General features: G+C 71.6%; 21 protein-coding genes and 1 riboswitch. Of the genes, 7 read left to right on the top strand and 14 right to left on the bottom strand.

Translation table 11 applies throughout. The annotated features are described in order from the left end of the window. Positions 1-10: 10 nt before the first annotated feature. The 8 genes from P3X83_RS31550 to P3X83_RS31515 all read right to left on the bottom strand — a co-directional run bounded on the left by P3X83_RS31550 (position 11) and on the right by P3X83_RS31515 (position 10,123). Positions 11-823 (bottom strand): hypothetical protein, encoded by an 813-nt coding sequence (locus P3X83_RS31550; protein WP_277308941.1) that lies wholly within the window; start codon positions 821-823, stop codon positions 11-13. Between the two features lie 122 nt (positions 824-945). Next, on the bottom strand, positions 946-3,825 hold the full coding sequence (gene gcvP, locus P3X83_RS31545; RefSeq protein ID WP_277308940.1) for an aminomethyl-transferring glycine dehydrogenase: 2,880 nt from the start codon (positions 3,823-3,825) through the stop codon (positions 946-948). Positions 3,826-3,997: 172 nt separating this feature from the next. Continuing rightward, positions 3,998-4,104: riboswitch (glycine riboswitch) on the bottom strand. A gap of 106 nt (positions 4,105-4,210) precedes the next feature. Next, positions 4,211-4,828, bottom strand: coding sequence for a MerR family transcriptional regulator (locus P3X83_RS31540; protein WP_277308939.1), 618 nt, complete (start codon positions 4,826-4,828; stop codon positions 4,211-4,213). A 143-nt stretch (positions 4,829-4,971) separates the two neighbouring features. Further along, entirely contained in the window at positions 4,972-5,442 is a 471-nt protein-coding gene (locus P3X83_RS31535) for a bifunctional nuclease family protein (RefSeq protein WP_277308938.1), read from the bottom strand. Between the two features lie 136 nt (positions 5,443-5,578). Beyond that, on the bottom strand, positions 5,579-6,262 hold the full coding sequence (locus P3X83_RS31530; protein WP_277308937.1) for a MerR family transcriptional regulator: 684 nt from the start codon (positions 6,260-6,262) through the stop codon (positions 5,579-5,581). Continuing rightward, entirely contained in the window at positions 6,259-6,771 is a 513-nt protein-coding gene (locus P3X83_RS31525) for an FHA domain-containing protein (RefSeq protein WP_277308936.1), read from the bottom strand. Before P3X83_RS31525 ends, P3X83_RS31530 begins: the two co-directional genes overlap by 4 nt. A 250-nt stretch (positions 6,772-7,021) precedes the next feature. Continuing rightward, positions 7,022-9,523 carry a mannose-1-phosphate guanyltransferase gene (locus tag P3X83_RS31520; RefSeq protein ID WP_277308935.1) on the bottom strand — a complete coding sequence of 834 codons (2,502 nt, stop codon included), beginning with the start codon at positions 9,521-9,523 and terminating at the stop codon, positions 7,022-7,024. A gap of 3 nt (positions 9,524-9,526) precedes the next feature. After that, positions 9,527-10,123 carry a CDP-alcohol phosphatidyltransferase family protein gene (locus P3X83_RS31515; RefSeq protein WP_277308934.1) on the bottom strand — a complete coding sequence of 199 codons (597 nt, stop codon included), beginning with the start codon at positions 10,121-10,123 and terminating at the stop codon, positions 9,527-9,529. A 153-nt stretch (positions 10,124-10,276) separates the two neighbouring features. On the opposite strand from P3X83_RS31515, the gene P3X83_RS31510 reads away from it, so the two are divergent. Next, complete coding sequence (locus tag P3X83_RS31510) at positions 10,277-10,873, top strand: methyltransferase domain-containing protein (RefSeq protein ID WP_277308933.1); 597 nt, start codon at positions 10,277-10,279, stop codon at positions 10,871-10,873. A gap of 8 nt (positions 10,874-10,881) precedes the next feature. Here the strand turns inward: P3X83_RS31510 and P3X83_RS31505 are convergent, their stop codons facing one another. Then, positions 10,882-11,679: an enoyl-CoA hydratase/isomerase family protein gene (locus tag P3X83_RS31505; protein WP_277308932.1), complete on the bottom strand. Its 798-nt coding sequence runs from the start codon at positions 11,677-11,679 to the stop codon at positions 10,882-10,884. A 39-nt stretch (positions 11,680-11,718) separates the two neighbouring features. Next, positions 11,719-12,408 (bottom strand): gamma-glutamyl-gamma-aminobutyrate hydrolase family protein, encoded by a 690-nt coding sequence (locus P3X83_RS31500; RefSeq protein ID WP_277308931.1) that lies wholly within the window; start codon positions 12,406-12,408, stop codon positions 11,719-11,721. A 243-nt stretch (positions 12,409-12,651) separates the two neighbouring features. Between P3X83_RS31500 and P3X83_RS31495 the strand changes: the two genes are divergently transcribed. Continuing rightward, the gene (locus P3X83_RS31495; protein ID WP_277308930.1) at positions 12,652-13,101 is read left to right on the top strand and encodes a VOC family protein; all 450 of its coding nucleotides are present in this window, start codon (positions 12,652-12,654) and stop codon (positions 13,099-13,101) included. 302 nt (positions 13,102-13,403) lie between these two features. Beyond that, the gene (locus tag P3X83_RS31490) at positions 13,404-14,522 is read left to right on the top strand and encodes a globin domain-containing protein (RefSeq protein ID WP_277308929.1); all 1,119 of its coding nucleotides are present in this window, start codon (positions 13,404-13,406) and stop codon (positions 14,520-14,522) included. 19 nt (positions 14,523-14,541) lie between these two features. Here the strand turns inward: P3X83_RS31490 and P3X83_RS31485 are convergent, their stop codons facing one another. Then, on the bottom strand, positions 14,542-15,339 hold the full coding sequence (locus P3X83_RS31485; RefSeq protein WP_277308928.1) for a helix-turn-helix transcriptional regulator: 798 nt from the start codon (positions 15,337-15,339) through the stop codon (positions 14,542-14,544). A 186-nt stretch (positions 15,340-15,525) separates the two neighbouring features. Between P3X83_RS31485 and P3X83_RS31480 the strand changes: the two genes are divergently transcribed. Then, positions 15,526-16,605 (top strand): exo-alpha-sialidase, encoded by a 1,080-nt coding sequence (locus P3X83_RS31480; RefSeq protein WP_277308927.1) that lies wholly within the window; start codon positions 15,526-15,528, stop codon positions 16,603-16,605. A gap of 2 nt (positions 16,606-16,607) precedes the next feature. After that, the gene (locus tag P3X83_RS31475; RefSeq protein ID WP_277308926.1) at positions 16,608-16,919 is read left to right on the top strand and encodes a hypothetical protein; all 312 of its coding nucleotides are present in this window, start codon (positions 16,608-16,610) and stop codon (positions 16,917-16,919) included. A gap of 22 nt (positions 16,920-16,941) precedes the next feature. Here the strand turns inward: P3X83_RS31475 and thyX are convergent, their stop codons facing one another. The 3 genes from thyX to P3X83_RS31460 all read right to left on the bottom strand — a co-directional run bounded on the left by thyX (position 16,942) and on the right by P3X83_RS31460 (position 21,222). Next, entirely contained in the window at positions 16,942-17,667 is a 726-nt protein-coding gene (gene thyX, locus P3X83_RS31470) for an FAD-dependent thymidylate synthase (protein WP_277308925.1), read from the bottom strand. A 146-nt stretch (positions 17,668-17,813) separates the two neighbouring features. Continuing rightward, entirely contained in the window at positions 17,814-18,980 is a 1,167-nt protein-coding gene (locus P3X83_RS31465; protein ID WP_277308924.1) for an amidohydrolase family protein, read from the bottom strand. Positions 18,981-19,089: 109 nt separating this feature from the next. Next, positions 19,090-21,222 carry an anthranilate synthase component I gene (locus P3X83_RS31460; protein WP_277308923.1) on the bottom strand — a complete coding sequence of 711 codons (2,133 nt, stop codon included), beginning with the start codon at positions 21,220-21,222 and terminating at the stop codon, positions 19,090-19,092. A 626-nt stretch (positions 21,223-21,848) separates the two neighbouring features. Between P3X83_RS31460 and P3X83_RS31455 the strand changes: the two genes are divergently transcribed. Together P3X83_RS31455 and P3X83_RS31450 are read left to right on the top strand one after the other, a co-directional pair. Further along, positions 21,849-22,094 carry a DUF3311 domain-containing protein gene (locus tag P3X83_RS31455; RefSeq protein WP_277308922.1) on the top strand — a complete coding sequence of 82 codons (246 nt, stop codon included), beginning with the start codon at positions 21,849-21,851 and terminating at the stop codon, positions 22,092-22,094. After that, a complete protein-coding gene (locus P3X83_RS31450) occupies positions 22,091-23,686 on the top strand; it encodes a sodium:solute symporter (RefSeq protein ID WP_277308921.1) in 1,596 nt (531 codons plus the stop codon). The genes P3X83_RS31455 and P3X83_RS31450 overlap by 4 nt, the downstream gene beginning before the upstream one ends. The last annotated feature ends 93 nt before the right edge of the window (positions 23,687-23,779 follow it).

The following is a 23,779-nucleotide window of genomic DNA, read 5'->3' as shown; positions in this document are numbered from 1 at the left end:
GGCCGCGCCCTCACAGGTCGCGGTCGAGCCTCTCGCGGACCAGCCCGGCCAGTTGCTCGTCGGCGTGCTCCAGGCCGTACGACCACACGCGCTCGGCGTCCTCGTCGCGCCCGCGCAGCGGGAGCGTGCGGGCCAGCAGCTCGACGGCCAGCGCCCCGGTCTCGGCGTCGGCCCCGCCGCGCACCGACTCGCTCTCCACCGCCTCGGCGAACTCGGCGCACGCGAGGTCGAGATGGGCGATCCCGAGCAGCACCCGCAGCCGGGCCGGATCGCCCGTGTGCGGCGCCTCCAGGGCGCTCAGCAGCACCTCCGCGGCGTCGGCCGCCGCGCCCTCCTCCAGCAGCAGCTCGGCCAGCCACTGCGTGGCGCGCGGGCCCGTCTCGGGGTCGCCGGTGGCCAGGGCGTCGCGCAGCGCCCGCTCGGTGCCGGCCGGGTCGCCCTGCGTGGCGGCGAGCCTGGCCAGCGCCAGGTGCGCGATGGGCACGTAGGCCGCGTTGCCGACCCCGATCACCGCCTGCCAGGCGGCCCGCGCCTGGTCGGCTAGGCCCTCGCGTTCGAAGGTGCCCGCCAGATGGCAGGCGGCCTGGGCGGCGTACTCGGGATGGCCGGTGGCCAGCGCGGTGCGCGCGGCGGCGCGCGAGTCCTCCAGTTCGCCGCGTTCGGCCAGGACCACGGCCAGGCCGACGGCGGCCTGGGCGCGGTCGGGCTCCTCAGGATCCGCGGCGAGCTCGGCGAAGATCCGTGCCGAGCCGTCGAGATCACCGCTCTCGGCCAACCGGCGTGCGGTCTCCAGCGCGGGGACGTCCAGCTCAGGGGGGGTCATCGCACTCCTTCACCGATGATCGATCGATGATCGAATAGCCTAACGGCCCCCGGGCCCGACGTCCCGCGACATGCCAATACCGGCAGAGACCGAGCCTGGCCGACGCCGGTCTCCCCCGTACGCTACCCGGCCCGCCCCTCCTCCTCGGGAGTCTCGTAGGCGGTCAGCGGCGGGCAGGAGCAGACCAGGTTGCGGTCGCCGAACGCCTGGTCGATCCGCCGGACCGGCGGCCAGTACTTGGCCTCGCGCAGCGCGGCGACCGGGTAGGCGGCCTGGGCGCGGGTATAGCCGTGCTCCCAGTCGTCGGTGAGCAGGCAGTCGGCGGTGTGCGGGGCGCCGCGCAGCGGGTTGTCGGTGGCGTCCCAGTCGCCGGAGGCCACCTTGGCGATCTCCTCGCGGATAGCGATCATCGCCGCGCAGAACCGGTCGAGCTCGGCGAGGTCCTCGCTCTCGGTGGGCTCGATCATCAGGGTGCCCGCCACCGGGAACGACATGGTGGGCGCGTGGAAGCCGTAGTCGATCAGGCGCTTGGCCACGTCGTCCACGGTGACGCCGGTCTGCTTGGTGATCTGGCGCAGGTCGACGATGCACTCGTGGGCGACCAGGCCGCCCCTGCCGGTGTAGAGCACGGGGTAGTGCGGGGCGAGCCTGCGGGCCAGGTAGTTGGCCGACAGGATGGCCTGCTCGGTGGCGGCCTTGAGGCCGTCGCCGCCCATCATCCTGATGTAGGCCCAGGAGATCGGCAGGATCCCGGCGGAGCCGTACGGCGCGGCCGAGACCGGCCCGACGCCCGAGCCGTCGCGCAGCGGGTGCCCGGGCAGGTATCCGGCCAGGTGGGCGCGCACCGCGACCGGGCCGACGCCGGGGCCGCCGCCGCCGTGCGGGATGCAGAAGGTCTTGTGCAGGTTCAGGTGCGAGACGTCGGCGCCGAACTCGGCGGGCTTGGCCAGGCCGACGAGCGCGTTGAGGTTGGCGCCGTCTACGTAGACCTGCCCGCCCGCCTCGTGCACCTTGCCGCACACCTCGGCGATGGACTCCTCGTAGACCCCGTGGGTGGAGGGGTAGGTCACCATGATCGCGGACAGCTCGGCGCGGTGCCGCTCGATCTTGGCGTCGAGGTCGGCCAGGTCGATGTTCCCCTCGTCGTCGCAGGCCACGACGACGACCCGCATGCCCGCCATGACCGCGCTGGCGGCGTTGGTGCCGTGCGCGGACGACGGGATCAGGCAGACGTCGCGGCCCTCCTGACCGGCCGCGCGGTGGTAGGCCCGGATGGCGAGCAGCCCGGCGAACTCGCCCTGCGAGCCCGCGTTCGGCTGTAGCGAGACCGCGTCGTAGCCGGTCACCTCGGCCAGCCACGCCTCCAGCCCGCCGATCAGCTCCAGGTAGCCGCCCACCTGCTCTTCGGGCGCGTAGGGGTGAATGCCCGCGAACTCGGGCCAGGTGATCGGCTCCATCTCGGTCGCGGCGTTCAGCTTCATCGTGCAGGAGCCGAGCGGGATCATCGACCGGTCCAGCGCGATGTCCTTGTCCTGCAGCCTGCGCAGGTAGCGCAGCATCGCGGTCTCCGAGCGGTGGGTGTGGAAGACCGGGTGGGTGAGGAACTCGGAGGCGCGCGCCAGATCGGACGGCAGCGCGTCGCCGGTCGCGACGGCGGGCGGCTCATCGCCGAGCCCGAAGGCGCCGAGGACCTTGGCCAGGTCGGCCTCAGTGGTGGTCTCGTCGCAGGAGATTCCGACGTGGTCGGCGTCGACCTCGCGCAGGTTGACGCCGCGCCCGGCCGCGGCCGTCACGACCCGCCCGGCCGCGCCGGGAACCCGGGCCAGCACGGTGTCGAAGAAGGCGTCGTGGACCACCTCGACGCCGCCCGCGCGCAGTGCGGCGGCCAGGGCCACGGCGTGCCGGTGGGTGCGGCGGGCGATCCTGGTGAGCCCTTCGGGGCCGTGGTAGACGGCGTACATCCCGGCGATCACGGCGAGCAGCACCTGCGCGGTGCAGATGTTGCTGGTGGCCTTCTCGCGCCGGATGTGCTGCTCGCGGGTCTGCAGGGCCAGGCGGTAGGCGGGACGGCCGTCGGCGTCCTGGGAGACGCCCACGAGGCGTCCTGGGAGCTGGCGGGCCAGGCCCTGGCGGACCGCCATGTAGGCCGCGTGGGGGCCGCCGAAACCCAGCGGCACGCCGTAGCGCTGGGTGGAGCCGACCGCGATGTCGGCGCCCAGCTCTCCGGGGGAGGTCACCAGGGTCAGCGCGAGCAGGTCGGCGGCGGCGACCAGCAGGGCGCCGCGGGCGTGGGCGCGCTCGGCCAGCGCGCCGAACCCGGCGATCCGGCCGCTGGCGCCGGGGTACTGCACCAGCACGCCGAAGCACTCGGGAAGCTCGCCGGTGAGGTCGGACTCGACCAGTTCGATGCCCAGCGGCTCGGCGCGGGTGCGCAGCACGGCCTTGGTCTGCGGCAGCGCGTCGGCGTCGACCACGAAGACGGGGCTCTTGGCGCGGCCCGCGCGGCGGGCGAGCGTCATCGCCTCGGCGGCGGCGGTCGCCTCGTCCAGCAGTGAGGCGCCCGCCACGTCGAGGCCGGTCAGGTCGGTGACCATGGTCTGGAAGTTGAGCAGCGCCTCCAGCCGGCCCTGGGAGATCTCGGGCTGGTAGGGCGTGTAGGCGGTGTACCAGCCGGGGTTCTCCAGCAGGTTGCGCCGGATCACCGCCGGGGTCTCGGTGTCGTGGTAGCCCAGTCCGATCATGGACGTGAGCACCCGGTTGCGGACGGCCAGCGCGCGCAGTTCGGCGATGGCACCTGACTCGCCGATCGCGGGCGGCAGGTTCAGCCGGTCCTTGGTCCTGATCGCCTCCGGCACGGCGGCCGCGACCAGGTCGGCGGTGCTGGCGAAGCCGACGGCCCGCAGCATGCGCGCCCGGTCACCGTCCGTCGGCCCGATGTGACGGACCTCGAACGGCGGCGGCGAAAGATCGGTGTGCGGGGCGAGCGGTGACAGATCGGTCATGGAGAGCCTCCCGATGCGGTGGAGACCGGCGCAGGGCGCGGACGTATGCCGGACTCCCCCTCTGTCATCGCGACGCGTGGGCCGCGACCTGAGAGCTTCATCCCCTGGGCGATGGGGATTTGCACCGTCGGTGAGACGCGCCTGGCGTGGCACGCCTGCTTTCCAGAGTTGCCTCACCCGTGCGGTACATGGTGCCTGAGAGATTCCGGGGAGGTTGCTCCTTCGGCGCCCCCAACCGTCACGCGAATGACGGTTCGAGGACTCTCCCGCACAGGGTCGTCGGCCTTGTGCACAAGGCTACCCCGTTTCGTCCCGTCGATCCCAAAGGCCCCGTCACGTCTGTCGCCGTGTCACCCCGGAGGGCCTTGCGAGCGGTCAGGTCTCGCTAGCCGGTCCTGCGGGCCTTGCGGCGCCGCGCCAGCTCGTCGTTCGGATGCTCATCGAGGCCCGGGGCGGCCTCGGCTCGTTCCCCCGGCAGCTCCGCCAGGGACCCCTCGACCTCTCGCCAGACCCGGCCCAGGGCGATCCCGAAGACGCCCTGCCCGCCCTGGAGCAGATCGATCACCTCGTCGGCCGAGGTGCACTCGTAGACGCTCACGCCATCGCTCATCAGCGTGATCTGCGCCAGGTCGTTGACTCCGCGATCGCGCAGGTGCTGTACGGCGGTGCGGATCTGCTGGAGCGAAACTCCGGTGTCCAGCAGCCTCTTCACCACCTTGAGCACCAAGATATCGCGGAAGCTGTAGAGACGCTGCGAGCCCGACCCCTGCGCGGCTCTTATCCCGGGTTCGACGAGGCCCGTGCGCGCCCAGTAGTCGAGCTGCCGGTAGGTTATTCCGGCTGCCGCGCAGGCGGTGGGACCGCGATACCCGATGTCGGCGGGCAATGCCGTGGGCTGCTCATCGAAGAGCAGGCCCTGTTCACCGGCACGTTGACGCGCGTTCTCGCGCCGTCCCGGATCCTCCTGGCCGGCTGTCTTACCCTCGCCGCTGCTGACCGCCACTGCGGACCTCCGGCTTTCTCTCATCCCGCGGTCTGATCTGGGGGTTCGTGAATTACAACCGCAGGGTTCACTTGCACCGTAGGACCGTGGTCATCGACAGTCAACGATCCCGCTCGGCGCGTCGTGAAGCGCTACAAACCATCTCACCCGGCACGGCCGAAATCCTCCGGGCTGATCGTGTCGAGGAACTCGCGGAACTTCTCCACCTCGTCCTCCTGGTCGTCGGGGATCGTCACCCCGGCCTCCTGCACCACCTCCTCGCTGGCGAAGATGCGCGCCCCGGTGCGCAGCGCGAGCGCGATGGAATCCGACGGGCGCGCGCTGACCTCGACCCCGTTGGAGAAGACCAGATCGGCGAAGAATATGCCGTCGCGCAGCGACACGATGTTCACCGTGCGCAACGACACGCCCAGCGCATCGAGCACGTCTCTGAACAGGTCGTGCGTCAACGGCCGGGGCGGCGGCTCCTCGGCCTGGGCCATGGCGATCGCCGTGGCTTCGGTCATACCTATCCAAATCGGCAGGTATCGCTCCCCGTGCGCCTCCTTGAGCAAGACGATCGGCTGGTTGGTGGGCATCTCGACCCGGACGCCCACGACCTCCATCTGCAACACGGGCTGCTCCGTATCCTTGACGCGGACTCCGCGCCGGCCACACCGGCGTCGAGGTCCGCTCGCTGGTCAACCACTGGTGGTCGGTCACCGCAATTCAACGTAACACTCGGCGGGGACCTAATGGCGCGCTGGGATGTCAACGGCCCAGAACGCCACGTACCCCGGTCCGCACCAGGGCGGCGTGGATGTCGAGCAGCAGGCCGGACATCTCCCTGGCGGCCTCGTCGGCCCGATCGATGGCTCCTGGGGCGCGGCGGCGCAGCAGCGGCGCCACGGCCTGCTCGACCAGCGCCACCTCGCGCTCGGCGGCGGCCCTGACCGCGCGCAGATGCCGGGCGTGCAGCCCGAAGGCGGCCAGCGAGCCCACACTGCGGGCCACGGCCAGCGCGTCGGCGTCGTATCGCCGCGCGACCGCGGCCAGCAGCCCGAAGTCCTCCAGCTCGGTCAGCGTCGCGTCGTCGATCCCGCTGGCCGCCAGGAGCTCCTCACGGCTCAGCCGCATCTCCTGCGGCGCCCTGGGCTCCTCCTGGACCGCACGGGGGCGGGACGTCGGACGCGCGTCGCGGTCGGCGGCCTCCAGATGGTCCTTGATGACCCGCAGCGGCAGGTAACGGTCACGCTGCTCGGTCAGGATGTAACGCAGCCGCTCGACGTCGGAATGGGTGAACTTGCGGTAGCCGGAGGGACTGCGCTGCGGCTCGATCAGCCCCTCACCCTCCAGGAACCGGATCTTGGAGACCGTGATGTCGGGGAAGTCGCCCCGCAGCAGAGCGATGACGTCCCCGATGCTCATGTACGAGCGGGCGGCCTGTGCGCTCATGGTCCCCCAGCGCCCCTGGTGAGGAACACCAGGCGGAACTTCCCGATCTGCACCTCGTCCCCGCCGTGCAGCGGCACCTCCTCGATGCGCTCACGGTTGACGTAGGTGCCGTTCAGGCTGCCGACGTCGCGCACGGTGAAGCTGCCGGCCCCGCGCTGGTAGAACTCCGCATGTCTGCGTGACACCGTCACATCGTCCAGGAAGATGTCGCTTTCCGGGTGACGACCCGCCGTGGTGAGCTGGTTGTCGAGCAGAAAGCGGCTGCCCTGGTTCGGGCCGCGCATCACCACCAGCAGCCCCTGGTCGGGAGGCAACTGCTCCACGGCCGCCCGCTCGGCGAGGAGCGTCTCACCCGTCTCGGCCTCATATGCCTCGATGCCCGCGAGGGAGATCGTCGACGTGGTGTCGCCGGCCACTTCCGTGCGGCTCAGCGGCGACCCGCACCGCGAGCAGAATCGGGCATCCTCGGGGTTGGCATGACCGCACTGCGTGCAGTAGACGCTCGGCATCGATCGGCTCGGCCTCCTACCGCGAAGACGCGGTCACGGTGCTGACGGTGCGCGCCTCGCTCTTCGTTTCTCAAACGTTCCTCAGACTGCGAATGCCGCAACTTACGCTGATGAGACTCAAAGGTCAAGGCGGGCCGGACGGTGGGTTCGGACGGTGACAAAGTTACCGCCGCCGTGGCCTTCCGGTCCATGCCGCCGCGCCGTTCGGCATGATCGGCCGCAATCGTGACAAGGCCCCCGCGCCGTGTGATCATGTGCCCGCCGCGCGTTCGACCACCCTGGCCCAGTGTTCGAGCAGGCTCTGGGCGGTGTCCATGTCGTGCGCCTCGGCCCATAGGTGCGTGACGGCCTCGCTGGGGTCGGGCAGCACCAGCGCCCAGCCGCCGTCGCCGTCCACGACCCGCACGCCGTCGGTGGTGTCGATGTGGTAGCCCTCGGCCGCCTCTATGACCGAGCGCATCACCGCGCCCTTGGCCGCCCAGGGCGTGGGCACCGTACGGCGCAGCAGCTTCGCCTCCGGGATGCGGGCGTCGATCCGGCTCAGCGACAGGCGCGTGCGCGCCACGAGCCCCAGCAGCCGCATGAACACCGCGATGCCGTCCACGGTGGGACCGAACTCCGGGACGACGAAGCCGCCCTTGCCGTCGGCGGCGAAGATCATGTCGTGGCCCGCGGCGGCGGTGGTCAGCTCGTCCAGCGCGGTCGCCGTCCAGTGCACCTGGACGCCGTGGAAGCGGCACACCTGCTCGGCCACCCGGGTGGTGGTGACCGGCAGCGCCACCCGGCCCCCGCCGCGCTCGGCGGCCACCAGGTCGAGCACCACCAGCAGGGCCCGCTCCTCGCTGATGAGCTGGCCCTTCTCATCGACCAGGGCGACCCGCTCGCCGACCGGGTCGAAGCGGACCCCGAAGGCGGCCCGCGAGGAGGACACCAGCTCCGACAGGCGTTGCAGGTCGCGGCGGCGCTCGGCCAGCGTCTCGGTGGGCGAGGTGTCGTCGAGGCGGCTGTTGACGGTGAGCACGTCGACCCCGACGCGGCCCAGCAGGGTCGGCATGACCAGCGAGGAGGTGCCGCCCGCGCAGTCGACCACGACCTTCATCTCGGCGCCGCGCACGCCGTTCATGTCCACGCAGCGCAGCAGCTCGTGGGCGTAGTCCTCGACGGCCCTTGCCGGGAAGGTCAGCTCGGCGATCTCGCCGGGGAAGGCGCGGCGGAACTCCTGGCGGGAGAAGACCCGCTCCAGCTTGCGCTGCGCGCCCAGCGAGAGGTCGGCGCCCTGCTCGTCGGTGAAGACGATGTCCACGCTCTGCGGGTCGCCGGAGGTGGTGCGCAGCGCGATGCCGCCGACGGCGGCGGTGCGGCCGGTGTGGAAGCGGGCCACGGGCAGCGGCGTGGCCTCCAGGTCGAGGACGTCGATGGCCCCGGCGTTCAGAGCGCTCACCACGGCCCGCTTGAGCGCCCTTGCGGCCCTGGAGCAGTCTCTCGACGTGATCACCGAGGTGCCCTTCTTCAGGGTGGTGGCGTAGGCGCTGGCCAGCCGTACGCACAGCTCCGGGGTGATCTCCACGTTGACCAGGCCGCTGACCCCGCGCGGGCCGAACAGGCTGCGCTGGCCGCGCGACTCCCAGATGACGCTGGTGTTGACCACCGCCCCGGCCTCGATGGTCTTGAACGGGTAGACCTTCACCCCGGAGGAGACGTACGCCTCGGCCTCGATGATGCACTCGTCGCCGATGACGGCGCTCTCCTCGATGCGCGCGCCGGTCATGACGTCGGTGTTCTTGCCGATGACGCAGCCGCGCAGGTTGGCGCTCGGCCCGATGTAGACGTTGTCGTGGACTACCGCACGGTGCACGAACGCCCCCTCGCGGACCACCACGTTGCTGCCGAGCACGGAGTACTCGCGCAGTTCGGCCCCGGCCTCCACCTTGGCGTAGTCGCCGATGTAGAGCGGGCCCTTCAGCACGGCGTCGGCGTCCACGGAGGCGCCCTCGGCGACCCAGACGCCCGGCGACAGCTCGAAGGCGTCGATGTCCAGCTTGACCCAGCCGGACAGGGCGTCGGACTGGGCCTTGAGGTAGCTCTCGTGAGTGCCGACGTCCTCCCAGTAGCCCTCGGCGACGTAGCCGTACAGGGGCGCGCCGCCCGCCAGCAGCCGGGGGAAGACGTCGGCGGACCAGTCGACCGCCTGGCCGGTCACGACCTCGTCGAGGACCTCGGGCTCCATGACGTAGATGCCGGTGTTGACGGTGTCGGAGAAGACCTGGCCCCAGGTGGGCTTCTCCAGGAACCGCTGCACCTTGCCGTGGTCGTCGACGATGACGATGCCGAACTCCAGGGGGTTGGGCACCCGCTTGAGGCCGATGGTGACCAGCGCGCCGTTGTCGCGGTGGAAGCGGATCATGTCGGTGAGGTCGATGTCGGTCAGGGCGTCGCCCGAGATGACCAGGAACCGGTCGTCGCGCAGCTTGTCGGCGGCGTTCTTCACGCTGCCCGCAGTGCCGAGCGGCATGTCCTCGGTGGCGTAGTAGAGGCTCATCCCGAGCTCCTCGCCGTCGCCGAAGTAGTTGCGGATGAGCGCGGCGAGGAACTGGACGGTGATGACCGTCTCGGTGAGCCCGTGCCGCCGCAGCAGGCGCAGCACGTGCTCCATGATCGGCCGGTTGATCACGGGAAGCAGGGGTTTGGGCTGATTGGCGGTCATGGGCCGCAGCCGCGTCCCCTCCCCGCCTGCCATCACGACGGCCTTCACGGATCACCCCTTTTGTGGTGTCTTTGCTCCTTTTACGAGCTGGCGCACCTGTACCACATACAACGCCCCTGCCCACCAGTACAGACCTGTTCCCCAGATCGCGAGCGCCCAGCCGAGCACCGCGGCGGGCTCGGAGTACCAGCCGGTGTGGGAGGCCAGGAAGAGCAGCGGGAAGGCGTAGAGCAGGTTCGCCGTCGCCGCCTTGCCCAGGAAATGCACGGGCAGCGCGGGCCCGTACCCCAGGCGGTGCAGGATCGGCGGCACGATCGCGAGCAGCAGCAGGTCGCGCAACGGGATGGCCAGCGCCAGCCACCACGGGATGATCTCCCGCATGGCCAGGCCGAACAGCGTGGCCAGGATGTAGAGACGGTCGGCGAGCGGGTCGAGCAGCCGGCCGAGCCTGCTGGTCTGGTTCCACGCCCTGGCCAGCTTGCCGTCGAGCCAGTCGGAGAACCCGGCGAGGGCGAGCAGGCCGATGGCCCAGGCGTCGGCCTTGGGGCCGAGCACCAGCCACAGGAAGACCGGCACGCCGAGCAGGCGTGCCAGGCTCAGGGCGTTGGGGACCGTCCAGATGCGGTCCTCGGCCGATTTCACGCTCACGCTGCCGACCCTACTGTTCGGTCTCGCGACGCGCGTGCGTGGCCCGCCGCCCGCCGTGCCGAACACGCGGATCCGGGGCGGTCGCGGCCGGAGACGGAGACCCGGTGCCGCGCGGCGACCCGATCAGTCCCGGAAAGTCGCTAGCCTCATGGCATGCCCAGCGACGCCTCGCTCTTCCTCTCGCAGTTCATGCGATCCCCCTCCCTCGTCGGAGCGGTGGCCCCCAGCTCCCGAGCGCTCGCGCGCAGTGTCACCGCGCCGGTGCCGGAGACCGGAGATCCCGTGGTGGTCGAGCTGGGGCCGGGTACCGGCCCGTTCACCGAGGCGATCCAGGAGCGCCTCGGCGGGCGCGGCCACCACCTGGCGGTGGAGATCAACGAACCGATGGCGCGGCTGCTCGAATCGCGCTTCCCCGGTGTCGACGTCGTGACCGCCGACGCCGAGACGCTGCCCGACCTGCTGCGCGAGCGCGGCCTCGGCTCCGCCGACGCGGTCGTCAGCGGCCTGCCCTGGGCCGCGTTCTCCCAGGACCACCAGCGGCGGCTGCTGCGCGCGGTGCTGACCTCGATGTCGCCGACGGCGGCGTTCACCACGTTCGCCTACGTCCACGCCCTGCCCCTGTCGACGGCGCGGCGGTTCCGCCGCCTGCTGCAGATCGCGTTCGAGGAGGTCGTGGCGGGCCGCACGGTGTGGGGCAACCTGCCGCCCGCGTTCGTCTACACCGCCCGGCGCCCCCGGCCGCGCCCCTAGCGGGGCCCCTAGCGGGCGGGGAATTCCGGGTCGCGCCGTTCGCGCACCGCCCGCACGCCCTCGACGACGTCGGGCCCGGTGAAGCCGAGGAACTCCAGGGCGAGTGAGGCGTCGAAGGCCGGGCCCGCCTGGCGGAGCCAGTTGTTCAGCGCGTACTTCGTCAGGCGGATCGCCTCGGCCGAGCCCCGGGCGAGGCGAACCGCGATCTCCAGCGCGCGATCGTGCACCGCGTCGTCGTCCACGCACAGGCTCACCAGGCCGATCCGCTCGGCCTCCGCGCCGCTGAGCGGCTCGCAGAGCAGCAGGTGGTACTTCGCCTTGGCCAGCCCGCACAGCAGCGGCCACACGATCGCCGCGTGGTCTCCGGCGGCCACGCCGAGGCGCGTGTGGCCGTCGATGATGCGGGCGGTGCGCCCGGCGACCGACACGTCGGCCAGCAGCGCGACGGCCAGGCCCGCGCCGACGGCCGGTCCCTGGACGGCGGAGACGATCGGCTTGGAGCAGTTGATCACGTTGTAGACGATGTCGCGGGCCTCGCCCAGGATCCGCATCCGGACCTCGTGGTCGCGGGTCATCTCCTCGATCATCGACAGGTCACCGCCCGCCGAGAAGGTCTCGCCCTCTCCCCTGATCAGCACGGCCCGCACGGAGTCGTCGGCGTCGGCGTCGCGCCAGATCGCCGCCAGCTCGCGGTGGCCGGTCATGTCCACGGCGTTGCGCCGGCGCGGTTCGCTGATCACGATCCGCAGCACCCCGTCGGCCGCCCAGTCGATCTTCAGGCGTTCGTATCCCTCGTAGCCGCCCACGATCGCACGATAGTCCAAGCCGCGCCCCGCGTCCCGCGATCAGGGCCGGGCGGCGTCCACCAGGGCGTCGAAGAGCCGGTTGTCGTCGCCGCGCTCGGGGTGCCACTGCACGCCCACGCCGAAGCGGTGGCCCTGCAGTTCGACGCCCTCGACGATCTGGTCGTCGGCCCAGGCGACGGCGATCAGCCCGCTGCCCAGCCGCCGGACGGCCTGCCGGTGCGGCGCGGCGACCTCGACCGAGTCGCCGAGGGCCTTGCCGAGCTTGCTGGAGACGCTCACCTGGATGGTGTGCGGCGTCTGGGTCTCATGGTGCCGCTCGTGGCCGACGGCCTCGGGCAGCCAGCCGATGAGGCTGCCGCCCTGGGCGATGTTGAGGACGTGCATGCCGCGCGCGATCGCCAGGATCGGCACGTCGGCCTCCACGGCGGCGCGGGCCAAGGCCAGCTCGAAGCGGTCGCGGTGCGGCTGGGGGTCCTCGACGCGGTCATCGGGCTGCTCGCCGTACAGGGTGGGGTCGATCTCCACTCCCCCGGCCAGCACCAGGCCGGACAGACCGCGCACGTAGTCGTCGACCACGTCGGGGCGCAGCGGTGGAATTATCACGGGTGCGCCGCCGGCCCTCGTCACCGCCTTCGCGTAGGAGGGAGGTGACACCACCGCCTCACGCACCCAGGCGCCCCACCGGGCGGCTTCGAGGTAGGCGGTGACACCGATCAACGGTCGGGACATACGATCTCCAGGGGAATGCGCGAGGCCGTGCCGCGTAGGCGGCCAGCTACTCCATTCCAGCGACTATCCCATCATTCCGCATGATTTTTCGGTCATGTTACGCATCTCGGGTATCAGTCCAGTCACTTCATCCCCTCCCGTCACACACCGCCCCACCCCCAAGATCCACCCTCCAGCGCACTGAGCAGCGGGAAGAGGGGGGCCGGTTGCCGCTCTCGCCCCGTAACCGATATAACTGGTTACATGACCGTTGACTGGAAGCTCGTGATCGACTGCACCGACCCCCACCGCCAGACCGCGTTCTGGGCCGCCGCCCTCGGCTACGTAGAGGAGGACAACGGGGCCCACATCGAGCGCCTGATGGCCATGGGCGCCGTGGGCGAGGAGGCGGTGACCCGCGTGGGCGAACGCCTGGCCTGGCGCGCGCTGGCGGCCGTCCGGCACCCCGGCGACCCGGTCGACGAGCAGACGGGCACCGGCCTTGGCAGGCGCCTGCTCTTCCAGGCCGTCCCGGAGGCCAAGACGGTCAAGAACCGCCTGCACCTCGACCTGCACGTGGGCGGCGACCGGCGCGACGCCGAGGTCGCCCGCCTGGTGGAGCTGGGGGCGACGGTGCTGGCCACCGTCCGCGACCGCGGCGCGCACCTGGTGACGCTGGCCGATCCGGAGGGGAACGAGTTCGACGTCATGTGACGCCGGGCCGGTGAACGCGAATATTCCACACGAATAAGACACGAGAATTCCTCTCATTTCTTGATCCCACTCGCCGGAAATTCCAATGGACGGCTGAAAATGTGACGTCCGCACCGATGAGGATGCTTAAGCCGGACATTGCGGTGAATCGGTTGTGCCGCCCCCGTACGGGTGCGAAACTCGAAGGCCGAGCGCCCGCCGGGACCGGGGCCGCGGGCGTTCGGCACCCGGAGCCCGTCACGGAGGTGGGTCACCGACGATCGGAATTCCTTTCCGATCGATTAGGGGTGGGGTTTCGAGAAATGTCACTCAATCCGATTCTGATCAAGGAGAGTTTCGCTCTCATCGAACCCGCGGGCGCGAAGGCCGCGGCGTACTTCTACGGCCGGTTGTTCGCCGAAAGCCCGCGGCTGCGGACGATGTTCCCCCCGGCCATGGACGTCCAGCGCGAGCGCCTCTTCGCGGCGCTGACCCGCATCGTGTGGAGCCTGGACAGCCCCGACGGCCTGGCGTCCTACCTCGGGCAGCTCGGCCGCGACCACCGCAAGTACGGCGTCCTCGCCGACCATTACGCCGCCGTGGGCGCCGCCCTGCTCGCGACGGCCAGATGGTTCGCCGCGCCGGTATGGTCCGGCGAGATGGAGAAGGCGTGGACGGCGGCCTACGCCACGGCCGCCGACATCATGATCAGGGCGGCCGAGGCCGACGCGGAGGTCTCCCCCGCCTGGTGGCCGGCCGAGGTGATCGACCACGAGCTGCGCACCGGCGACATCGCTGTGCTCACGCTGCGGCCGGCGCGGCGCCTGCCGTACGCGCCGGGGCAGTACGTCTCCGTGCAGACCACGCGGTGGCCACGCGTCTGGCGGACCTTCTCAATCGCCAACGCGCCGCGCGAGGACAACACGGTGCGGCTGCACGTGCGGGCCGTCTCCGGCGGCTGGGTCTCCACCGCGCTGACGCACCAGACGCGCATCGGCGACTCGGTGATGCTGGGGCCCGCGCTGGGGGCCATGACGCCCGCGGACGGATCCGACCGAGACGTGCTCGCCGTCGCGGGCGGCACCGGCCTGGCGCCGATCAAGGCGATCGTGGAGTCGCTGATCACGTCCGGCCGCCGCCTCAACATCCACCTGCTGTACGGCGCGCGCAGCCGCGCCGAGCTCTACGACCTGCCGGACCTGCTGCGCATGCGGTCCGGGTTCCCCTGGCTGCGGGTGCTGCCCGTGGTCTCGGCCGACCCGGGCTACGACGGCTTGCGCGGCACCCTGCCCGAGGCGATCGAACGCTTCCACTCCTGGCGCGACCACGACGCCTACGTGTGCGGCCCGCCCGGCATGGTCACCGAGACGGTGCGGCGGCTGCGCCTGGACGGCGTGCCGGCGGCGCGCATCCACCGCGACGCCGCCCCCGGTGAGCAGTGAGCCGCGGCCGGGGGCGCCGTCACCCGCGCAGCAGGGCGGCGGTGGCCTCGTCGTTCGGCCAGAACAGCTCGATGGCCAGCTCGGAGACGGTCACGTCGAGCGGCGTGCCGAAGACGGCGATCGTGGTGAACATCGACAGCACCGCGCCGCCGCGCCGCAGGCGCAGCGGCAGCAGGACGTCGCCGGTGGCGTAGGGGCGCGCGGGGCCGGGCTCGGCACCGGGGTAACGGTAGGCGGCCAGTTCGTCGTGCAGGTCGGCCAGGCGCGGCTCGCCCGACGACTCCGCCTGCGCCCGCAGGTGGCCGAGCAGATGCGACCTGACCTCGCTCAGGTTGGCCAGGTCGCGGGCCAGGCCGTCGGGGTGGAGGGTGAGCCGCAGCACGTTGACCGGCTCCTTGAGCAGGTCGGCGGGCAGCCCGTCGAGGAAGAGCCCGGCGCCCCGGTTGGCGGCGACCAGGTCCCAGGCGCGGTCCACGACCAGGGCCGGATACGGCTCGTGCCCGGCGAGGATCTTGTCGAGCGCCCCGCGGACCGCGCCCATCTCCGGCGCGGCGATCGGCCGCTCGCGGTAGACCGGCGCGTGCCCGGCGGCCACCAGCAGCCGGTTGCGGTGCCGCAGCGGCACGCCCAGGTGGTCGGACAGGCGCATGACCATCTCCCGGCTGGGCCGCGCCCGGCCGGTCTCCAGGAAGCTGACGTGCCGCGCGGACACCCCGGCCTCGATCGCAAGGTCGAGCTGGCTCACCCGGCGCCGTCGGCGCCACTCGCGCAGCAGGTCTCCGACGGTCTCCTCACCCTGCGTGGCCGCGACGTCCATGACCCCACGTTAACGGCTGGGAGGGAATCAGCACGATTACCTGCCTGGTAATGGCGTTACCGACGTGAGGGAGCGTGGCATCTTCAGAACATCAGGGCGATTCGGCAGGCAAATCACACAGTCTTCGGCGAGTCCGCCATCTGGCGTGACACGATGGCGCCCGACCCGGAAAAAGGAGACTGAGCCATGGGCGACGCACTCCTGGCGATCGGCACCCGCAAGGGGCTGTTCCTCGCGCGTTCCACCGGAGGAGGGCCGTTCGAGGTCGACCCCGTCCGCTTCTCGACGATCGGCGTCCACGCCGTCGCGGTGGACACCCGGGGCCCCACGCCCCGGCTGCTCGCCGCGGTCGAGTACGGGCACTTCGGCCCCTCCGTGATGTGGTCCGACGACCTCGGCGAGACCTGGCAGGAGGCCGACCGGCCGCCGGTGGCCTTCCCCGCCGACTCCGGCGCCACCCTCACCCGCGTCTGGCAGCTCCAGCCCTCGCCCAGCGAGCCCGGCGTGGTGTGGGCGGGGGCCGAGCCCGGGGCGCTGTTCCGCAGCGAGGACGGCGGGCGCACCTACGAGCTGGTGCAGGGCCTGTGGGATCACCCGCATCGGCCCCAGTGGCAGCCCGGCGGGGGCGGCCTGTGCCTGCACACCGTGCTGCCGCACGCCACCGACCCCGAGAAGATCGCGATCGCGGTGTCGGCCGCCGGCTTCTACCGCAGCACCGACGGCGGGGCCGCCTGGGCCGCCGCCAACCAGGGCATCCGCGCGCCGTTCCTGCCCGAGGGCGCCCAGTACCCGGAGTTCGGCCAGTGCGTGCACAAGGTGGCGGCGCACCCCGACCGGCCCGACACGCTCTTCCTGCAGCACCACTTCGGCGTCTACCGCAGCGACGACTTCGGCGCGACCTGGACCTCCATCGGCGACGCCCTGCCCTCCGACTTCGGGTTCTCGATCGCGGTGCACCCCCGCCGTCCGGACACGGTGTACGTCCTGCCGCTGGAGTCGGACATGAACCGGGTGCCGGTCGAGCACCGCTACCGGGTCTTCCGCTCCGACGACGGCGGCGGCTCGTGGACCGCCTTCGGCGAGGGCCTGCCGGAGGGCCCGGTGCACGACTCCGTGCTGCGCGACGCCATGTGCGCGACCGACGCGGGGATCTTCTTCGGCACGCGCGGCGGCGAGGTCCACGCCTCGCACGATGACGGCGAGACGTGGTCACGGGTGGCGGCGCACCTGCCCGACGTGCTCACCGTGCGCGCCGCGGTGCTGTGACGATGGCCAGAGCCGTCACCCTGGTGACCTTCGTCCTGCCGTCCATGCTGCGCCACTGGGTGAGCGGGGCGGGCGAGGTGCGCGTGTTCGCGGTGGCCGAGGCGGGGCATCCGTGCCCCACCCTGCGCTGCGCGCTGGACACGCTGCGCCGCACCCACCCGGTGCTCGAAGAGCGCCTGCGCGACGACTACGGCCGCATCCGGCGGCACATCAAGCTGCTGGTGTGCGGCGAGAGCACCCGCCGTCTCGGCGGCCTGGAATGCGACCTGCCGCCGGGCGCGGAGATCTTCATACTCCCCGCGCTCGGCTGGTGAGCGCCGCCGGGGCGGCCCCGCATCAGGGCGCGACGCGGCCGTTGGCGACGAACGCGGCGTGGGTGAGCGGCATCAGCTCCGCCCACAGCGCCTCCATCTTCTCCGCCACCATCTCGATCTCGCGCTGCGGGAACGAGGGCACCTTGGCGTCGTCGCTCTTGGTGCGCAGCGACAGGAAGTGCATCAGCGCGCGGGCGTTGCAGGTGGCGTACATGGTGGAGAACAGGCCGACCGGCAGCACCGCCCTGGCCACCTCACGGGCGATGCCGGCCTCCAGCATCTCCTGGTAGGCGGCGTAGGAGTGACGGTACGACGACTCCATGACCTCGGTGACCAGTTTGTGCTGCTCGTCGGTGCCGTCGTTGAAGACGTAGCGCCCCGGCTTGCCCTCCTGCACCAGCTTGCGCGACCTGCCCGGCACATAGAAGATCGGGCGTAGCTCGCGGTACCGGCCGCTCTCCTCGTTGTAGGACCACACCCGGTGCCGGTGGAACTCGCGGAACACGAAGATCGGCGCGCTCACGAAGAAGGTCATGGAGTTGTGCTCGAACGGGCTCCCGTGCCGGTCGCGCATCAGGTAGTTGAGCAGGCCCTTGGAACGCTCGGGGTCTTTGCCCAGTTCGTCGAGCGACTGCTCGCCACGGGTGGAGACACGGGCGGCGAACAGCACGTCGGCGTCGGAGGCGCTGTGCTTGACCAGTTCGACCGTCACGTCGTCGCGGAAACTCGGACGGCTTTCGTCTGTCACCGAAACGGGACCTTTCTTCCGGGGCATGGAGCGCGGCAAGCCTATCCCCCGCCTCCGACGGTTTCCGGTCACAGGCTCCGGTCACAGGCTCCGGTCACAGGCTCCGGTCACGGGGTCGGGTCACAAGCTCAAGTCACAGCCTGAAGTCACAGCCTGTACACGCGGCGGGCGTTGCCCGCGCCGATCATGTGCGCCACCCGGGCGGCGTCGGCGGCGGTCCACTCCCCCTCGGCGATGCGCGCGGCCAGCGCGCGGGCGAGGCCGCGCCGGAAGTACAGCGCCCCCAGGTGGCACGTCTCGGCCACGCCGTAGCAGTCGCTGCTGAACAGCTGTTTGTGGAACGGGACCAGTTCCAGCATCTCCTCGACCACGGCGGCCGACCCGGCGGCGGTGTGGGTGAGCGCCAGCCCCAGGTCAACGTAGACGTGCGGGTAGACACTGGCCAGGTAGGCGGCCTGCCGGTGGAACGGATAGCAGTGCAGCAGCACGACCGGCACGCCGCTCGGCTGCACGGCCCTGATGAACCCGGTCATCCGCGCCGGGTCGGCCCGGTGCAGGTCGAGGTCGGGGTCGCCGTAGCCGCAGTGGAACTGCACGGGCAGCGAGCGGTCCCTGGCCACGTCCATGCCGTTCCACAGCAGGTGCCGCAGCAGGACCGGGTCCGACAGGCGCTCCCCCGGCTCTGTGAGGCGGCGGCCCGCCGCGGCCAGGACCGCGCCCCTGCTCGGCCTGGCCGGGTCGAAGTCCAGCCCGTGCCGGTAGGCGACCACGGTCTTCAGGCCGACGGCACGGGCCGCGCGGGCGGCGAGCGCGGCGGCGAGCGAGTCGACGTAGTCGACCGCCGCGGTGGCCGATCCGGCGACCTCCTGCTCGACCCGCTCCAGCCGGACGATCTCGTCGGCCGCGGCGCCGCCCAGACGGCCCAGCTCGGCCGCCGACAGCAACTCCGGGGTGTTCAGGCCGGTGTCCACCAGGAACGCGACGACCCCGGCCCTGCGCAGCAGCCGCCGGTTCACCTCAACGGCGCCGAGTTCGGCGCGGCGAGACACGTAGACGGCGGCGGGGGCGTGCGGGTCGAGGTCGAGGACCGGCGCGCACCAGCGGCGGATCGCCGCGCCGATCGGGGTGTCGAAGTGGGTGGTCCCGGGCGGCGCGGGCCAGGCCGACTCGGTGATCATCAGTTCGAAGGCGGCCCGGCCGAGGTCGTCGCGGCGCACCCCGTGGCAGTGGTGGTCGACCAGCGGCGCGAGCAGCGCCTCCCGCACCGGGTCCGGCAGCGGGAGCCCGGCGGGCAGGTCGTCGGCAGGAGGCATGGGCGAACTCCAGGCTTGCGGCGCCACCGGGGACGGCTGACGCGCAGGAGCCTAGTGCCGGGGGCCCGCCCGGCGCGCGCGGACGCGCGATCGGGCCCCCGGTGCGGCTTCAGCGGCGGGCCAGCCGGAGCACGTTGGCGATGACCCGCGCCCCCGCGCCGCCCTCGGTGGTGAGGATCGACTCCGGGTGGAACTGCACGGCGAAGCGCCGGTTGGCGGTGTCCTCGATGGCCATCACCGCGCCGTCGGGCGTGTGCGCGGTCGCCGTGAAGCCCTTGACGCCCTCGCGCGTGGTGTGCAGCGAGTGGTAGCGGGCGGCGGTGAACTCGCCGGGCAGGCCGTCCAGCAGACGGCTCTCGCCGGTGCGCATGACCTGGCCGCGCTTGCCGTGCTCGGGGGTGGCCAGCAGGGACAGCTCGCCGCCCGCGTGCTCGACCATCGCCTGCAGGCCGAGGCAGACGCCGAAGACCGGCAGCCCCAGCGCGTAGAGCCGTTCGACCAGCGCCGCGCAGCCGAAGTCGGACGGCCAGCCGGGCCCCGGCGACAACACCACCAGGTCTGGAGCGACCTCGTCCAGCATCGACTCGCGGAAACCGTGCCGCAGGGTGACCACGTCGGCGCCCTGCTGGCGGAAGTAGTCGGCCAGGGTGTTGACGAAGGAGTCCTCGTAGTCGACGAGCAGCACGCGCATGCCCTCGCCCGGCCGCTCCACCACGGGGGGCGCCTCGGCCTCGGCCTGGGGGGCGCCGACGGAGGCGAGCGCGCCGAGCAGGGCGCTGGCCTTCAGCTCGGTCTCGCGCTCCTCGGCGGCCGGGTCGGAGTCGAACAGCAGCGTCGCCCCGGCGCGCACCGCCGCGACGCCGCCCCTGATCTGCGCCGTGCGCAGGGTCAGGCCGGTGTTCATCGACCCGTCGAAGCCCAGGACGCCGACGGCGCCGCCGTACCACCGCCGGGTGGTCGCCTCGTGGTCCTCGATGAACTGCATCGCCCAGGTCTTCGGGGCGCCGGTGACGGTGACCGCCCACATGTGGGTGAGGAAGGCGTCCAGCGCGTCGAACTCGGGGCGCAGCCGTCCCTCGATGTGGTCCACGGTGTGGATGAGGCGCGAGTACATCTCGATCTGGCGGCGGCCGATGACCTGGACGGTGCCCGGCACGCAGACCCGCGACTTGTCGTTGCGGTCCACGTCGGTGCACATGGTCAGCTCGGACTCCTCCTTGACGCTGGAGAGGAGGGTCCGGATGGCCTCGGCGTCCTCGACCGGGTTGCTGCCCCTGGCGATCGTGCCGGAGATGGGGCAGGTCTCGACGCGGTCGCCGCTGACGCGGACGAACATCTCGGGCGAGGCGCCGACCAGGTGCTCGCCGTCGCCGAGGTTGAACAGGAACTCGTAGGGCGCGGGGTTGCTGTGGCGCAGCACGCGGAAGAACTCGGCCGGGTCGGCGCAGGGGGCGTGGAAGACCTGGCCGGGGACCACCTCGAACAGGTCGCCCCGGACGAACCGCTCCTTGGCGGCGGCGACCACCTCGGCGTACTTGCCCTGCTCGGGGTTCCCGGGCACCTGGGCGGGCACGGCGGGCAGCGGGACGCTCTCCCCTTCCCTGGGCAGCCCGTGCGTCGAGACGCCGTCCACGGTGAACTCGTAGCGGAACTCCTTGCTGGTCTCCCGCTTGCGGTCGATGACCGTGATCCGGTCCGGCAGGTGCAGCACCAGGTCGCGCTGGTCGGCCGGGCGGGTGAGGGCCTGCCGGATGGGCTCGAACTGGAAGGCCAGGTCGTAGCCGAAGGAGCCGTACAGGCCCAGGTGACCGTCCGGGCCGCGGAACGCGGAGATGACCTCGCGGATCGCGGTGAACACGGTCGGGCGGCGGCTGCGCATCTCTTCGGGGAGCAGGTCCGCGGACTCGGCAACGTGCACCTCGACGTGCTCGGCGGACGGCTCGCCGGTCGGCTTGCCCGCCGCGAGCAGGCAGGTGGCGACGGCGGGCAGCACGACCCTGCCGCGCTCGTTGAGCGCGCGCGCCGAGATCCTCCGGCCCCTGGCCACGATCTCCAGGCAGGGATCGACGTAGGCCAGGTGCCAGCGGCTGTAACGGCCGGGGTACTCCATGCCCGACGAGAGCACGCCGCCGCGCCGCTCGCCCAGCGCGGTGACGATCTCCTCGAACACGGTCTCCGGCACGTCGGCCGTCGAGACCTCCACACCGACGCCGCCGCCGGTGGTATATCGGCTCACTTCCACAGTTGCGCCCCTTCGCTGCTCCAGACCCGGTTCCACGGTAAGGATCGGGCCGAGAAAGATGCCCCGGGGGCGGACATGCAGAAGGCCGCCAACTCGGGGCGGCCGTCCTCACTCGCGAATGCGAAACCCACGCCGCCTATGAGCGGCGCCACCAAAGCTTGGATGGATGGGATCGCATGCGGTACAGGGTACCGGGCGGCGCGGCGATCATGCAACGCGTCCGCCCCACGCCCGCTACCCGCCCGGCAAAGGACTCGACAAAGAATCCGCCGAAGAAACGAACGCCCGGGACCGCCTGTCCGTGGCCCGGACGACCAGCGGCGGATGCCGTGCTGAATTTCCGGGATCGGGGGAATCCGTCCGCGTTCGGCGGGCGAATGTAGCGATGTCGCCCGCGACCCCCGCCGGACCGGGTTGATCTCGCGGGAGACCGGTCCCGGAGGTCGCCGGGTGAGGCGGCGGCCTCCGGGATCCCCTGGGCGGGCCGCGCGCGGGGACGGGCGGCGCCCCGGCACGCCGTTCACCGCGCGAACGAGACCACTCGCCGAATAGGGGCGGCTTTACAAGCGCTGTTAACCTACGCTCCGGTCAGCCCAGTCTCCGGCTCCGTCGGTAAGGAGATCGAGTTGACCCCCCCGAACCCCGATCGGCGTGCCGGGCTTCCCCCGGCCAGACGTGACGCCCGTCCGTGGCACCTGCTCCTGCTCCTGCTCCCCGTCGCCATCCCGCTGCTGCCCTTCCTCTACAACGCGGTCGAGCCCCGCCTGCTCGGGTTCCCGCTGTTCTACTGGCTGCAGCTCACGTTCATCGCCCTCGGCGTCACCACGACGACGATCGTCTACCGGTCCACGCGCGGCGGGAGCGGTCGATGAACGGGCACATCACCGAGATCGTCGTCTTCGGCGTCCTGTTCCTGCTGGTGAGCGGCATGGGATTCGTGGCCGCCCGCTGGCGGCGGCCCTCCGACCTGGCGAGCCTGAACGAATGGGGACTCGGCGGGCGGAACTTCGGGTCGTGGATCACCTGGTTCCTCGTCGGCGGCGACCTCTATACCGCCTACACCTTCGTCGCCGTCCCGGCCCTGGTGTTCGGGGCGGGCGCGATGGGGTTCTTCGCGGTGCCCTACACGGTCATCGTCTATCCGTTGGTGTTCCTGGTGCTGATCCGGCTGTGGTCGGTCTCCCACGTGCACGGGTTCGTCACCCCGGCCGACTTCGTGCGGGCCAGGTTCGGCTCGCCGACGCTCGCCCTGGTGGTGGCGCTGACCGGCATCGTGGCGACCATGCCGTACATCGCGCTGCAGCTCGTCGGGATCGAGGCGGTGCTCAAGTCGATGGGCGTGGGCGGGCACCTGCCGATCATCATCGCGTTCGCCATCCTCGCCGCCTACACCTACCGGTCGGGGCTGCGCGCGCCCGCGCTGATCGCGTTCGTCAAGGACATCCTCATCTACGTGGTCATCCTGGTGGCGGTCATCTACATCCCGACCCGGCTCGGCGGCTGGGGGGCGATCTTCGACAGCGCGGCGGCGAAGTTCGCGGCCACCCCGGCGCGCGGTGACGGCATCACGCTCAACGCGGGCAACCAGCTCCAGTACGTCACGCTGGCGCTCGGCTCGGCGCTGGCGCTGTTCCTCTATCCGCACAGCGTCACGGGGGTGCTCGCCTCCCGCGACCGCAACGTGATCAAGCGGAACATGTCCGCGCTGCCCGCCTACAGCCTGCTGCTCGGCCTGATCGCGCTGCTCGGCTACATGGCGATCGCGGCGAACGTGAAGGCGGTCGGCGGCGACGCCAACACCATCGTCCCGCAGCTCTTCGACGCGATGTTCCCCGACTGGTTCACCGGGGTCGCCTACGCCGCCGTGGGCATCGGCGCGCTGGTCCCGGCGGCGATCATGTCGATCGCCGCGGCCAACCTGTTCACCCGCAACATCTACCGCGAGTACCTGCGCCCCGGCGCCACCGACGCCCAGGAGGCCCAGGTCTCCAAGCTCGTCTCGCTGGCGGTCAAGGTAGGCGCGGTGCTGTGCATCCTGCTGCTGGATCTGCAGTTCGCCATCGACCTGCAGCTCATCGGGGGCGTGGTGATCCTGCAGACGCTGCCGGCCGTGGCGATCGGCCTGTACTCGCGCTGGCCGGACAGCCGGGCGCTGCTCGCCGGCTGGGCGGCCGGGATGGCGGCGGGGGTGTGGATGCTCTACACGATCCCCAACGCCGTCTCGGGCAGGGCGCACTTCGGCGGCTCGGCGTTCAGCCTGTCCAACCTGGGCTTCGACACCGCCACGACGGTGTACGCCGGGCTGCTGGCGCTCGCCGTCAACCTGCTGGTGACCGTGGGCGGCACGTTGATCTGCCGCTGGGCCGGGCTGAGCGACCGTCCCGACGCCACCAGTCCCGATCATTACACGGCCGACCGGGACGACCCCCGGGTCAGAGACCTCGACCTGACCGGGACGACCTGACCCGTTCCGTCCCACCGTCTCGCGGGCCGCGCCGATCCCCGGCGCGGCCCGTGTCCGCATGGGCCACGAAGGCATTACCCTAATTCCCTACTA

The organism is Spongiactinospora sp. TRM90649, assembly GCF_029382225.1.
In the GTDB taxonomy this organism is placed as follows: Bacteria; Actinomycetota; Actinomycetes; order Streptosporangiales; family Streptosporangiaceae; genus Spongiactinospora.
The sequence above is the reverse complement of the archived record's forward strand: the minus strand, read 5'-3'. Positions and strand labels throughout refer to the sequence as shown.

Coding starts and splice junctions, on each gene's coding strand:
- P3X83_RS31550 (WP_277308941.1), bottom strand. CDS start 823: ATGACCCCCCCTGAGCTGGACGTCCCCGCGCTGGAGACCGCACGCCGG.
- gcvP (WP_277308940.1), bottom strand. CDS start 3,825: ATGACCGATCTGTCACCGCTCGCCCCGCACACCGATCTTTCGCCGCCG.
- P3X83_RS31530 (WP_277308937.1), bottom strand. CDS start 6,262: ATGAGCGCACAGGCCGCCCGCTCGTACATGAGCATCGGGGACGTCATC.
- P3X83_RS31525 (WP_277308936.1), bottom strand. CDS start 6,771: ATGCCGAGCGTCTACTGCACGCAGTGCGGTCATGCCAACCCCGAGGAT.
- P3X83_RS31510 (WP_277308933.1), top strand. CDS start 10,277: ATGCCCAGCGACGCCTCGCTCTTCCTCTCGCAGTTCATGCGATCCCCC.
- P3X83_RS31500 (WP_277308931.1), bottom strand. CDS start 12,408: ATGTCCCGACCGTTGATCGGTGTCACCGCCTACCTCGAAGCCGCCCGG.
- P3X83_RS31495 (WP_277308930.1), top strand. CDS start 12,652: ATGACCGTTGACTGGAAGCTCGTGATCGACTGCACCGACCCCCACCGC.
- P3X83_RS31490 (WP_277308929.1), top strand. CDS start 13,404: ATGTCACTCAATCCGATTCTGATCAAGGAGAGTTTCGCTCTCATCGAA.
- P3X83_RS31485 (WP_277308928.1), bottom strand. CDS start 15,339: ATGGACGTCGCGGCCACGCAGGGTGAGGAGACCGTCGGAGACCTGCTG.
- P3X83_RS31480 (WP_277308927.1), top strand. CDS start 15,526: ATGGGCGACGCACTCCTGGCGATCGGCACCCGCAAGGGGCTGTTCCTC.
- P3X83_RS31475 (WP_277308926.1), top strand. CDS start 16,608: ATGGCCAGAGCCGTCACCCTGGTGACCTTCGTCCTGCCGTCCATGCTG.
- P3X83_RS31465 (WP_277308924.1), bottom strand. CDS start 18,980: ATGCCTCCTGCCGACGACCTGCCCGCCGGGCTCCCGCTGCCGGACCCG.
- P3X83_RS31450 (WP_277308921.1), top strand. CDS start 22,091: ATGAACGGGCACATCACCGAGATCGTCGTCTTCGGCGTCCTGTTCCTG.